The sequence below is a fragment of the Flavobacterium sp. xlx-214 genome, from assembly GCF_013874595.1.
In the GTDB taxonomy this organism is placed as follows: Bacteria; Bacteroidota; Bacteroidia; order Flavobacteriales; family Flavobacteriaceae; genus Flavobacterium.
Genome location: NZ_CP059431.1, coordinates 441,380 through 455,214 on the forward strand (window position 1 = coordinate 441,380; position 13,835 = coordinate 455,214).

The following is a 13,835-nucleotide window of genomic DNA, read 5'->3' on the forward strand; positions in this document are numbered from 1 at the left end:
TTATTATTTTAAGCAAATGTATAACTTTATTAAGAATGGAAAAATTTTTAAGGTTTAATTTCCAAAACTATAACGCAAGGTTAACCCCGAACGAATGGTTGTAATTGGAAACATGGTACTAATAACTGCTTTTGAAAATGTATGCTCGTAATAAAAAATACCTGTAAAGTTTTTACTAAAATTATAATCGGCTTTCATTTGTAATGACCAAGAATCATTCCCTGCGCCTATTTGGTTGTTGTTATAATCTAAATAACGAATAATAGTTGTGTTACGACGCCAGGTAAAATCAGCTTTGATATTTAAATCACTAACTATACGCCCGCCATTAGCTACTCCTTCAAAATTAGTTGTAAAACCAACATCTTTAATTCTAAAACCTAAACCTGCTTTATATTCATTACCATTAACCTCTGTTAACAAGTTATTATCAAAACTCATAGACAACATACGGTCTTTATTAATACCAACATCAAACTTCATTCCCGATTTTGTTTCTACATCAAACTTAACAAGAGGTTCAAATCGTTCAATCATACTAACATTACTTGCTACAGTTTTTGAAGGATAATTACCTGCAACATTTAAAACATTAGGATTTTCTAAATATTCATAATTTGTTTGGAAACTATTTATGGCATAATTTGAAATATAACGATGCGAAATAGTAAAACGATTGAATACATTTTTAAACCCTGGTAATTTTACTAAACCTCTGTAGGTTAAATCCCAGTTTGGTAATGGAATAGATGACATGAAACCATTTTTTTGTTTAGATACATCTTTTCCTGTGTATGCTGCTAAGAACGATGGAATTAATACTTCTTGGTGTGTACGACCATATCCTACAGGATATCCATATTTATCAACATTTGCAGGATTAGACAAATCAATACCGCGCGCTGTTGCTAAACGTTGAGCAACTGCCAAACGATTGTTTTTAAATTGTTCAAACGCAGCCGATCCTGAAACATCACTTTTTCCGAATGCAGTACCAATCATTAATGTTGTGGTATTAAAAAATCCGTTTTCATATGGAGAACGAGAGTTGTAAATTCCGTTTTCAACATCGTACTGCTCTGCCAAATTGGTACTGAACTGGCGTTTTGCATTTAAGTTAATAACCAAATCGGTTATAGGACGTAACTCTGCTCTAAAATCAAGTACTTCAGAATGCATTTGACTGAACTCTTGATTAAACTCTGGATACGACGTTAACCAACCTCTGCGAGCTGCTTCATAGCGTACATCTTCTTGAGATCCAAAAACGTAACCTAAAGTTGGACGCGATGTTCCAAAGAATCCTAACCCAGGTAAATAACCAGGTAAAACGGTACCATTTGTTTCTTGATAACCTACTTTAATTGTTTTTACCATGGTTACAAAATCAATAGCGGCATCTAAAACAGCAGATGATTTATCTTCTTCGTCTTTTTCTTTTTTATCTTTTTGGTTGATGTCTTTATTACGCTCAATTTTCTCACCTGGTTTAGGTTTCAAATTAGTTGACAAGCCTGTTTTTTTGTTTTTTTGCTTATTGCTAACCAATCCTAAATATTTGTAAAAAACATCCATTTTTAAATCGGTATTGATGTTATGTGTGTTTGCATTTTGAACTGTGTTTCCTAAAGCATAATTCACTCCATTATAATCAATATTTGAAAAAGCATCTGTTGCACGTTGCCAGCTATAATCTGCATTATAAGAATAAGTAGCATCTAAAAACGATAAAAAGGGTACTTTATCAAAAGGCAATTTATAAGTTAACTGTAGGTTTTGCATACGTAAATTAGGCGTACCTGCATCAAAATAGCCATCAAAAATACCTAAACTGTTATCTACATACATTTCGCTATCGTAATAATTACGGACTACGTTATTATTTGAAGCAGTATATGTAACTGATAGATTTTTGGTTAGATTGAAATTTAACCCGTAATTGTAATTAAAGAAATAATTTCTACGATACAAAGGTTGAATTTCAATTCCTTCTACATCAATCATTCGGTATTTTTGCTGATTGTACTGACGTAATACATCTGACTGAAACGTTACATTGGTTGGTAAAACATTCAAATTAAAATCGGTCAATAATTTTAAATATTTGTTTTTATTAAGACCCTCTGATTTTTTAAACGGCTCTAAATTCCAAGGCTTAAATCCGTAAGAATAAACCAACGAAGAACGAGCTTGCTGATCCAACATATTTTCAACCTCATAATTATGCTGCTGTACTTCGTTAAAAGTATGCGATAAGGTTAAGTTTTCAATATCATAAAAACGCTCTTTTTGATTTTGACCACGTTGTTTGTTTACACCAACAAAGTTTACACTTGTACGCTTAGTATATTCTATTGCTCTGTTCTTAATTTGCTTGCGTTCATCTTCTGATCTAGCTTCATCCATTTTTACTTTTAAACGGATATCAGGATCATTAGGATCGTATTCTGGTGTAATTTTTTCTTCTGAAATAGAGTAACTAAACGGAATGTTTAAGTTCCACTTTTTAGGCAATACTTGATGCGCATTTACAGCTGTAGTAACATTGTACTGAAAAATATCTTCACGACTACGTTCTTGCGGACCTTGTTCTAGGGCACCAAAACCAATAGTTTGTTTGTTTACAGATGCAGTTACAGCGGCAAAATCGGCAATTTTGGCATCAACGGTACCGACCGCAGCCCAACCACCTTTATTGGTCATATCAGACATACGTAGCTCATTAAACCAAACTTCTCCACGTAAATCTCTAGGTCGTTCAATAGCATCTTTATACAAAACCTTTGTATTGTTACGCACACCAATCATAATGGTACGCAACATTCCAAAATTTGGATTTCCTTTAATACCAATACGTAGTTTATTGATTTTAGAAGCTAATTCCGGTGCAATTTCATCCTCGTTTCTAAAGTAGATAAAATTAGGATTTTGCGTATTATCGCGATTACGCATTAACTTTAACTTGGTTAGCAATTCTAACTGTAATTCAATTTCATTAGCTAACGGCCAAATTTCTTCTGAAATGGTTGTACCCCACTCTGTAACTTTTAAAGGAACCTCAACTTGATAGAAGTTATTTGTAAAATCGTTACCAAAACGAATAAAGGCAACCATTTCATCGTCTTTTAATCGGTTTACATCTCCAACTGCTTCTGTAGCTTCGGCATGTAAAAACATACGTAGTTTTTTGAATTGACGCATGTCAATATTACCTACATTTTTAAACACTGCTCTAGAATCATCAGGTTCTAAACCACTTGGCGATGCTATAGATGTATTTGCTTTATAAACACGTAACGATAACGCTTGCTCATTTTGATTTACAATAGAATTGTTTTGGTTTAACTGCTCACGTGCAATACCAGGTGGCAACACATAAGGTATTGGTGTACGTGCATAGTTGTTTAGAATGTTTAAAGTAGTAACATCAAAACCTGTGTTTGTACCTTGAATAACTGCATTTGGATCTTCAACTAATGATTCTGTATATCTTCTCCAATCGCTTCGTACTAAATTTAATGTTCCAAAACGCAAGGTAACTTCTTCATTAAAGCCTGTTAAAAACATACGCATAAAACGCACCGATTGTAAATCTGAAATGGCTCCTACTGCATATTCTTGGCTAGCAACAATAGGCACTTTGTATTGTACCCATTTTACAGGAGAAGTGTTACCATTTTGAAGGGTAACATTTGTAGTACGAACATCAACTACATAATTTTCACCAATAACAGGATTTGAATTTACATTAATTTCATACTGATAATACGCATTAATGGTATTCATGGTATTATCATTATCAATATCTTCTACATCTGGTAAATTAGAATTTCCACGTTTGGTATCAGAAAACTCAATAGGTGTATTTCCTTGTAAACCATTGTAATTTTTATAACGTGAAATGATATCACCTTTGGCGGTTAAGAAAAACTCATAATTATCGGCAGCTGGATCGGCCATACCCGAAAACTGAGGGAATTTAGTTGCTTCTTCTTGATCGTTTAATCCGTCTAAACCAACATCTTGAAAAGCACGATTACCAGCATCGGCATCAAACGCATAAATCAAAGCGGTAGACGCAGGTACTTTACCCCAAATAGTACTAATAGTTGGTGTGTTATTGGCTGGTGTTGGCAATCCGTTTTCATATTGCTTCATACCATCTTGCAATACATCTTCAGAAATGTATCCTAAGTTAAAATATACTTTTCCGGTATTGGTTGTATTGGTAACATCACCTGCGTTTCCGGTATAAGGATCCATCATCCAAAACTCAATATATTCTACATTAGCTTGTTCAAAATTGGTTGATGCAATAGAACGTGTAATACCCGCCCAGTTTTGTTGTGGATTTGGCAATTGATTTCCTGTTAAAAACTGTGGATTAAAGTTATACGGTCCACGCTCTTTAGGATAGTATGTTAAATTTAAAGGATTTACTGTTAATAATTCTCCATTTGCCACATCCATTGTAGGAAACAACTCTTCTTTATTGATGCGTCTTGTTTTGTTAGATGACAATTGATTGTCTGTAACATCATCAGGGCGTCTATAAGGATTATAAAAAATTTGGTCAATATTATACCAAGACATTTTTGCACGACGATACCCTGATTGTAAATCGGTAAAGTTTTCACCAAAACCTACAGGAACAGATGATAAAAACCACATACTTGGATTTAAAACATCAATGTTACTTTGAGTTCCTTCAAAGTTTTCAATAAACGAAGTTGCTTCTCCATTTAACTGATCTAATTTTGATGCACCTGGTAATAAATAAGCAAACTCTCCTTTAAAAGTTAAACTTGACATTACATCGGTATCAATATTAGGCAATTTATTAACCCAACGTGTTAAGAAAGGTAAATCTGTTGAATAGTTGGCATTAAAACCAATAATAGTATTGTTTACAGATTCATGCCCATAGTTTGATTTCACCGTTACAGGTTGTTCTGATAAACGTAAATAAGTTGCGCCTAAAATAAATTTATCGTTGATTTTGTGATCTACATTAAATCCAAAAAAGGTACGACGGTTTTGCGCAAACATTGAATTTTGCTCTACAGAAATTTCTACTGGTGTGTTGCTTGCTTTTAAAGATGGATCTAAAATTTGAACCATTCCTCTTTGATAATCAACCTGATAATCAACCCCTTCAAGCAATGTTCTACCACCAGCCGTTACAACCACAGAACCTTGTGCAATATTAAAGCCGCCAATAGGAATACCATCGCCACCTGCACTTGTAAAACGCCCTTTTAATTGAAACTTATTCTTTTCACTATCTTGTAATGCTTTTGAATAGGTATTACGGTATAAGTTTTTATAAACGTATTTTTTTTGATTAGGATTGTAACTAGCATCAACATCGTAATTTTCAGAGCCATTATCTGATAATTTACTAAATAAATGGGCTCCAAAAGGTTCTACAGTGGTAAAAATAATGCGTCCGCCTTCTTTATCAATTGTAATTCCATCAAACTTATTGGTGTTTTGTAAGGCATTGTTATTTCCTTGATTATAACCACCATTATTGTTATTGCTATTAAAAGGATCGTTTGTAGGTCCGTTAGCAACAAAATCAAACCATCCATCACCTCCTTTTTCAGGATCGTTAGTAGAGTTTAATCTATCTAAATTAAAAACATTAAGTAAAGGCTTATTAGCTACATCTGCTGGTAATGTGGTACCTGCAACAGGCGATATATAATTTAACGGAGAAGGATCGGTATATAAGATATTAAAACGAAAACCTTCTTCTTCAATTTGTTGGCCACTAGGAATAGAATAGATGTTTTTCATCATTAAATCCCAAACAGGTTCATCAACAGATGCTAAAGTACTCTTTAACATTTTAAGAATTAAACTCTGTGTTGTAGGAATATCCTCGTTGTTTCCGTTTTGCCCCACCACAGTTGCATCAACTCCATCGGTTCCAAACTCTCCTACTTTGTATACTTTACCACCAATAGTGTATTCGTAAGCAACAGCTAAAACTTCATCGTTATTTAACGCTTGTTGTAAGGTGATGTACCCTAATTGTGGATGAAATTTAAACTCACTCTCTGTTAATTTACGAGCGTTTTCAAGTTTCACATAATCACGCCCTTCTGTAACCGGAATATTAAACCCAGCTTGTGCGGTATTGATTTGACGAATACCTTCATTTAAAAAGTTGGTACCTATTGCTTCTGGATTAAACTGGTTGTTTTTATTACCTGCAGGCGCATCTACTGCAGATGTACCAAAAAAAGTAGGGTGCGCATTTAAATCAATACCAATAGTTCTATCTGTTGAGGCATTGCTTAATCTACCCTCTCCCAAATCTTGAATAGCAATAATGTTACGCATGTTATTGTTGGTTTGCCCAACACGATTTTGACGATTGGTTACCCAAACCTCAACACGGGTAATACGCACACGGCTATCTATATAAGGATAGTTGCGTAATGCTTTATCATATTGATATCTGAAGAATTGCGATAAAAAGAAGTTTCGATTTTGATCGTAATCTAAAGCAAAAAACTCAAAGTCTTGAACGGTTCCGCCCCCTTCTGCAACAATGGTTTTACGCTCTGAATTTTGTTTAGAAAAAACACCTGTTATGGTAGTAGCTCCAAATTGAAATTTAGACTTAACCCCAAACAAATTTTGTGCTCCACGAACCAGTGAATTGTTTACAGGCATGCTTACATTACCTACTTCAATACCTTGTAAAATGGCATCTTCATCAGGTTCATACTGTAATTTTATCATTTGCTGTTGAAAACCAAAAGTAGCTTGGTTGTCAAAGTTGATATCGGTTTTTAAACGCGTACCAACCATTCCTTGCAAACTTAAACTAATACGTTGGTTGAAATCTGGGGCAAATGTTTTACGATTTCTAGGAGATATAATAGGATTGTCTTGTTTAGAAAAACGTATTCCTAAATCTACTTCAACAGATCCGTTAGGTTTAACATCTATTGTATTGCTACCAAAAATATTCTCAAAAAGTTTTGAGTTTACGTAATATCTAGGCAGTAAATCTTTCTTTTCTTCTTCGGTTAACCTGCCTTCACTTGCTGCTAAACGCTTTGCATAATACTCACGCATGGCAGCTCTAAGCAATATGTCTTCGTACTGCTTACGTGTTAATACCATTGGGTATTCGATATTGAACTCATTAGTACTTACCGTGTAAATGTATCTATTTGAAACAGGATCATAGGTATACATTTTCATGATACTGTCTACATCTTTCAAAGAAATAGCACCTTTTAAGATAATATTATCCTCTTTTGGAGTTTCATCAACCTGAGCAAAAGCCGATTGTATACTACCAAAAAAGAGTATAAGGAGTATATATTTTACCAAGACAAATACACGTGAATGCTTTCTCAAAATGTTACAAACTTTTTAATGCTAACTTAATAATTTGTTCTACAGTAGCATCTGGTTGCTGATCTACAATTTTTTTTACAACTTTTTCGGTTGCCTTGCGTACAAAACCAAGCACTTCTAAAGCAGATAACGCTTCTTCGGCATTTGTATTGTATACAGATGTAGATAAATCTTCTAAACCATACATTTTCTGTACTTTTTCCTGAAGATCAATTACTACTCTTTGCGCTGTTTTTAGTCCAATACCTTTTATAGATTGTATGGTTTTAATATCATTTGATGCAATGGCTTGCATTAAATCTTTTGGGGTAACATACGATAACATATTGCGAGCCGTATTACCACCAATACCAGAAACCGATATCAATAATTTAAAAAGTTCTCTTTCTAACTTTTCTACAAAACCATATAAAGTATGTGCGTCTTCTTTAATTTGTAAATAAGTGTAAACTAATATTGATTCACTATCTTTTATTAAAGAATAAGAATGCAACGAAATGTGAACCTGATAGCCCACTCCGTTGCATTCTATAATAATATCTGTAGGCGTTTTCTCAACCAAACGACCTTTTAAAAACGCAATCATCTTCTATATTTTCTTCAAAAATAGAAAATTTTATTAATTAATTAACATTTATTGTCTTTGGTTTGCCTCTATAAATAAAGATGTTACTTTTTTCTTACCGCTTTTTCTTGTGCATCAATAACAGCAACAGCAGTCATATTCACCATTTCATCAACACTTGCGCCTAACTGAAAAACGTGTACAGGCGCATCTAATCCTAATAAAATAGGGCCAATAGATGTTGCGCCGTTTAATTCTTTCAGCATTTTGTACGTGGTATTAGCAGCATCTAAATTAGCAAACACCAATGTGTTTACTTTTTTACCAACCAATTTAGAAAACGGAAACTTATCTTTTAACATTTCTTGATTCAAAGCAAAATCCATTTGAATTTCACCATCCACAATCATATCTGGATGTTGCTCATGTAAAATCTCAACCGCCTTTCTCATTTTTCTAGGTGTTTCTTCTTTTGAAGAACCAAAGTTACCGTAAGAAATCATAGCAACTACCGGATCAAAACCAAACATTTTCACCGTATGATGTGTCATAGCAGCAATTTTAGCTATTTCTTCTGATGTTGGATTTGGGTTTACAGCGGTATCAGCCAAAAACATAGGTCCACGACGTGTTAACATTAAATTGGTTGACGCTACTTTTGAGACTCCATTCACTCTAGGAATTAAATCTAAAATAGGTTTTAGAGCGGTTGGGTAACTTCTAGAATATCCTGAAAGCATGGCATCGGCATCACCTTCTAAAACCATCATAGATGCAAAATAACTACGATCTCTCATTAATTTTTGCGCATCTAATAACGTAACACCTCTACGCTCTCTTGATGTCCAGAATTTCTCAGCATATCGTGCGCGTTTCTCTGCTTCTTCTTTGGTTTTAGGATCAATAATTAAAACATCGGCGTCAAAACCAATTTCTTCTTTTAATTCAAGAATAATTTCTTTGTTTCCTAATAAAATAGGCACAGCAATACCCTCTTCATAAGCAATTTGCGCTGCTTTTAATACATTCAATTGATCTGCTTCAGTATACACCACTCGCTTTGGATCCATCTTAGCGCGGTTCATTAACAAGCGAACCAACTTATTATCTGACCCCATACGATCTGATAATTCGTTTCGATATTCTTCCCAATTAGTTATTGGCTCTAACGCAACACCCGATTCCATAGCAGCTTTTGCAACTGCAGGCGGAATTTCGCTCATTAAACGAGGGTCAAATGGCTTAGGAATGATATAATCTTTACCAAAACTTAATTTTTTTTCTCCATATGCAATATTAACTTGTTCAGGTACTGTTTCTTTAGCCAATTTAGCCAAAGCATACACAGCTGCCAATTTCATTTCCTCATTAATTTTTGTTGCACGAACATCTAATGCACCTCGGAAAATAAACGGAAAACCTAAAACATTGTTTACCTGATTAGGAAAATCAGAACGTCCCGTACCCATGATAATATCAGAACGTGTTGCCATTGCCAAATCATAAGCAATTTCAGGGTTTGGATTTGCCATAGCTAAAACTATTGGGTTTGGTGCCATGGTATTTAAAGCTTCTGGACTTAAGACATTTGCTGCCGATAAACCAATGAAAACATCGGCATCTTTCATAGCATCTTCCAAGGTATTAATGTTGCGGTTGGTTGCCCAAACAGCTTTTGATGGGTCTAAGTTTTCGCGATCGGCACGTATAACACCTTTACTATCAAGCATTACAATGTTTTCTTTTGTTGCCCCAACCGAAACGTACATTTGCGTACACGAATTTGCTGCTGCACCTGCACCGCTTACAACAATTTTAACATCCTTAATGTTTTTATTTTGTAATTCACAAGCATTAATTAAAGCTGCTCCAGAAATAATTGCTGTACCATGTTGGTCATCGTGCATTACCGGAATGTTCATTTCTTCTTTTAAACGTCTTTCAATCTCAAAACATTCAGGCGCCTTAATATCTTCTAAGTTAATACCTCCAAATGTAGGCTCTAACGCTTTTACAATTGTAATAAATTCATCAATATTCTTAGTATCTACTTCAATATCAAAAACATCGATATCTGCAAAAATCTTAAACAACAAACCTTTACCTTCCATTACAGGTTTAGATGCCTGTGCACCAATATCGCCCAAACCTAAAACGGCAGTCCCGTTAGATATTACGGCTACTAAATTACCTTTTGCGGTATATTTATACGCATTTTCAGGATTTTTCTCAATTTCTAAACAAGGTTCTGCTACACCTGGAGAGTACGCTAAAGCTAAATCGCGTTGTGTACTTGTAGGTTTTGTTGGAACTACTGCAATTTTACCAGGTTTTGGTTTTGCATGATATAATAAAGCTTCTCTTCTTTTTGAATCTTTGTGCATGATGTCAATTTTTGATAAGTAACAAATATACCAACCTTACAACAACATCAAAAAAAATTATCTACTTTTTATCTTTAATTTTTTGTGAACGAAATGTTCGTTTTAAAATACATTGCTTTGAACTCTAGATTTACAGGTTTGCTTTTGTTCGAGCTTGTTGAGAACTTGTTGTTACTTTTGACATTAAACTGTAAAACTACTTCTTAACAACCTTTACCATAGCTACACTACCTTACTGTGAAGTTACTTTATTAAAATAGGCATATGCGGTTGCACCTTGTAGACTTATTTGATTAGTGTTAGTAAATAAACCTTTTTGTACTTGTTCCCTAACACATTGTACAGCTTATAGCTTTGCAAGGTTTCGGGTGCTTCTATGTTTATGATATCTGTAGTTGGGTTAGGGCACACGTTTACCTTTATGCTGTTAAAGTCTGTGGTGGTTACGCTTGTACCACATGGGGGTTGCAGCCAGCTTAGCTACAAAGAAATCGCAGTGCCGTTGGGAGTATTTGGAATAAAGATTAAAATATTAGAGAAAAGAGTGATTAGGAGATTTAAAAATTTGAATGAAACTATATTGTTTATTGAGAATCCTACTGATTGACAAACTTTGTGTTGTTGGATAGACTTCCTTTGTTTTAATAACATACTCATTATTTAATAAAAACACAACACATTTACAAAACGAGTCTTCTTTTCAAAAAAATACTATGCATACATACAATTATAACAATAAATGGTTACCTTTAAAGAATTCAAGATAATACAACCCTATAAATGGCAAGTAAATTTATTGGTATAGGTAGTTACATACCTACACAAACTATTACCAATCTTTATTTTAAAGATTACGAGTTCTTAAATGAACAAGGTGTTGCTTTAAAACAAAAGAGCGAACATATTGCCGAAAAACTTAAAGACATCACGGGTATTGAAGAACGCAAGTATGTTGAAACTAATTTGGTAACATCAGATATTGGTTTAATTGCTGCTCAACGTGCTATTACCGATGCACAAATAAACCCTGAAACATTAGACTATATTATTTTTGCCCATAATTTTGGCGATGTAAAGTTTGGTACAATACAATCAGATGCGGTACCTACTTTGGCTGCCCGCGTAAAAAAGCAACTCCAAATTAAGAATCCTAAATGCGTTGCTTATGATCTGCTTTTTGGATGTCCTGGTTGGGTTGAAGGCGTAATACAAGCCAATGCATTTATTAAAGCTAGTATTGCCAAAAGATGCTTGGTTATTGGTGCCGAAACTTTATCGCGTGTGGTTGATTTACACGATAGAGACAGCATGATTTATGCCGATGGCGCTGGTGCCGTTGTGGTAGAAGCTAATAGTTTAGATGGTGGTATTATGGCACATGAAACGGCATCGTATACCTTAAACGAAGCGGATTATATTCATTTTGGAAAATCGTACAATACTGACCATAATCCGGATGTTCGATACATTAAAATGTATGGTAAGAAAATTTATGAGTTTGCTTTAACGCATGTACCATTGGCAATGAAAGATTGTTTAGAGAAAAGCGGTGCTACAATTGATCAGGTAAAAAAAATATTGATTCATCAGGCCAACGAAAAAATGGACGAAGCTATTGTGCATCGTTTCTATAAATTGTTTGAAATGGAAGTACCCGAAAACATAATGCCCATGACTATTGGCAAACTAGGCAACAGTAGTGTGGCTACCATACCTACGCTTATTGATACATTACGCAACAAAGAAATTAACAACCATAGAATATATCACGGCGATATAGCCATAATATGCTCTGTAGGAGCAGGCATGAATATTAACGCCCTTATTTATCAATATTAAAAAGGTTCAGCAGTTGCTGAACCTTTTTAATATTGATTTTATGTTTGGTTTTACTTCTTACTATCATTCAACAATCGTTTCGTAATTGCCCATTGTTCACATTTTTAAAGCTTTATAGTTGTTTTGAAGTTATCCTTTAGTTTTATTAGTAATCATACTCAAACCATAAAACGTCATTTTCCAAATAACGATGAACTTTAGGTTGAATTGTATCTCTACTAATTCGCTTTACAATTTTTATTGAATTTTTCAGATAAAAGCTATTAATAAATCTATCAACTGAAGCAGGAACACCATTCAAAATAACTAAATCAAATTTAAAATTTAACTTATCAGCAATCTCTTTTCCTTTTATTAATTGGCTATTATTTGTTGATATCTTTAAAACTTTATTCTTTTTGTCAACTGTCAATTTCTTTATAATAGAACTGTCTAAGTATGATAAATCTGAAACTGTACAGTGAACATTATTTAAAAAAACAGTATAATTATGACTATCATAATAACGCATTTTCTTAACATCAAATGAAACTTGATAAGTTGAACAACCAACTATAAAAAAACTTAAAATGAAGAAAAGAAATACGTTTTTTATCATAACAAAAGCTTACTTCTTACTATCATTTAATAAACGTTTCATAATAGCCCATTGTTTCAACGTATCACGTGCTTCTAAAGCTGGGTAACCCAACATGGTTTTACCCGCTTCTACATCGCCAGTAACTCCAGAACCTGCTCCAATCACGGCTCTGTCGCCAATAGTAGTATGGTCTTTAATAGATGCCGAACCGCCAATCATAACGCCGTTTCCTAAGGTAACCGATCCTGCTAAACCGCTATTACCCGCCATAATACAGAACATACCCAACTGACTGTTATGACCAATTTGTACTAAATTATCAATCTTACATCCATCGCCAATAATGGTAGAGCTAAATTTACCACGATCAACACATGCATTAGCACCAATTTCAACCTGATTGCCTATTACTACATCGCCAATTTGAGGAATTTTTACCAAACCACGCTCTGCACACGGACGAAATCCAAAGCCATCAGCACCAATAGCTGCGTTAGGGTGAATAATACATTGATGCCCTATTTTAGAACGCTCACGTATAACTGCACCCGACCAAATAACGGTTTGCTTGCCAATAACGCAATCATCAAACACGGTAACATTAGGGTATAAAATAGTACCATCGCCAATCTCGGTACGTGGCCCTACATAACAACCTGCACCAATTTTTACGCCATTACCAATTTTAGCTGTTGCATCAATAGTAGCTGTTGGATGAATATCTGTAGAAAACTCGGGCATTGGTGATGCAAATAATTCCAAAACCTGACTCATTGCTAAATCGGCATCGCTTACCTGAATAAACGCTCGGTTATCGCCTGGTTCAATAGATATATCTTTATTTACCACAGCAACACTGGCTTTAGAAGTTGCCCAAAGCTTCTCGTACTTTTTGTTTCCAATAAAAGAAATATCGCCTACTTTGGCTCTGGTTAGTTCTTCAGTTGATGTAATATTTTGGTCAGTACTACCAATAATAGTCCCTTTTAAAATAGTATTTATTTCAGAAATAGAATATGCTTTCATTAGATAACAAACAGGTTTTAGTTATTTTTCACATCAAATAAACTACTTTATGTTTAAA

Annotated in this window: 6 protein-coding genes; 1 reads left to right on the forward strand and 5 read right to left on the reverse strand. The window is 34.2% G+C overall.

Translation table 11 applies throughout. The features are described 5' to 3' along the window. Positions 1-54: 54 nt before the first annotated feature. The 3 genes from sprA to H1R17_RS02175 form a co-directional block, all read right to left on the reverse strand. Positions 55-7,386 carry a cell surface protein SprA gene (sprA, locus tag H1R17_RS02165; protein WP_370520246.1) on the reverse strand — a complete coding sequence of 2,444 codons (7,332 nt, stop codon included), beginning with the start codon at positions 7,384-7,386 and terminating at the stop codon, positions 55-57. A 1-nt stretch (position 7,387) separates the two neighbouring features. After that, positions 7,388-7,969 carry a Holliday junction branch migration protein RuvA gene (ruvA, locus tag H1R17_RS02170; RefSeq protein WP_163431676.1) on the reverse strand — a complete coding sequence of 194 codons (582 nt, stop codon included), beginning with the start codon at positions 7,967-7,969 and terminating at the stop codon, positions 7,388-7,390. An 83-nt stretch (positions 7,970-8,052) separates the two neighbouring features. Next, positions 8,053-10,332 (reverse strand): NADP-dependent malic enzyme, encoded by a 2,280-nt coding sequence (locus tag H1R17_RS02175; RefSeq protein ID WP_163431675.1) that lies wholly within the window; start codon positions 10,330-10,332, stop codon positions 8,053-8,055. Positions 10,333-11,112: 780 nt separating this feature from the next. Between H1R17_RS02175 and H1R17_RS02180 the strand changes: the two genes are divergently transcribed. Next, a complete protein-coding gene (locus H1R17_RS02180; protein ID WP_163431674.1) occupies positions 11,113-12,171 on the forward strand; it encodes a 3-oxoacyl-ACP synthase III family protein in 1,059 nt (352 codons plus the stop codon). 145 nt (positions 12,172-12,316) lie between these two features. Here H1R17_RS02180 and H1R17_RS02185 read toward each other — a convergent pair whose 3' ends face one another. Both H1R17_RS02185 and lpxD read right to left on the reverse strand, forming a co-directional pair. Beyond that, positions 12,317-12,769: a hypothetical protein gene (locus tag H1R17_RS02185; RefSeq protein ID WP_163431673.1), complete on the reverse strand. Its 453-nt coding sequence runs from the start codon at positions 12,767-12,769 to the stop codon at positions 12,317-12,319. Between the two features lie 9 nt (positions 12,770-12,778). Next, positions 12,779-13,777, reverse strand: a complete 999-nt coding sequence (lpxD, locus tag H1R17_RS02190) for a UDP-3-O-(3-hydroxymyristoyl)glucosamine N-acyltransferase (RefSeq protein WP_163431672.1) — start codon at positions 13,775-13,777, stop codon at positions 12,779-12,781. Positions 13,778-13,835: the final 58 nt, after the last annotated feature.

Coding starts and splice junctions, on each gene's coding strand:
- H1R17_RS02185 (WP_163431673.1), bottom strand. CDS start 12,769: ATGATAAAAAACGTATTTCTTTTCTTCATTTTAAGTTTTTTTATAGTT.
- ruvA (WP_163431676.1), bottom strand. CDS start 7,969: ATGATTGCGTTTTTAAAAGGTCGTTTGGTTGAGAAAACGCCTACAGAT.
- H1R17_RS02175 (WP_163431675.1), bottom strand. CDS start 10,332: ATGCACAAAGATTCAAAAAGAAGAGAAGCTTTATTATATCATGCAAAA.
- lpxD (WP_163431672.1), bottom strand. CDS start 13,777: ATGAAAGCATATTCTATTTCTGAAATAAATACTATTTTAAAAGGGACT.
- H1R17_RS02180 (WP_163431674.1), top strand. CDS start 11,113: ATGGCAAGTAAATTTATTGGTATAGGTAGTTACATACCTACACAAACT.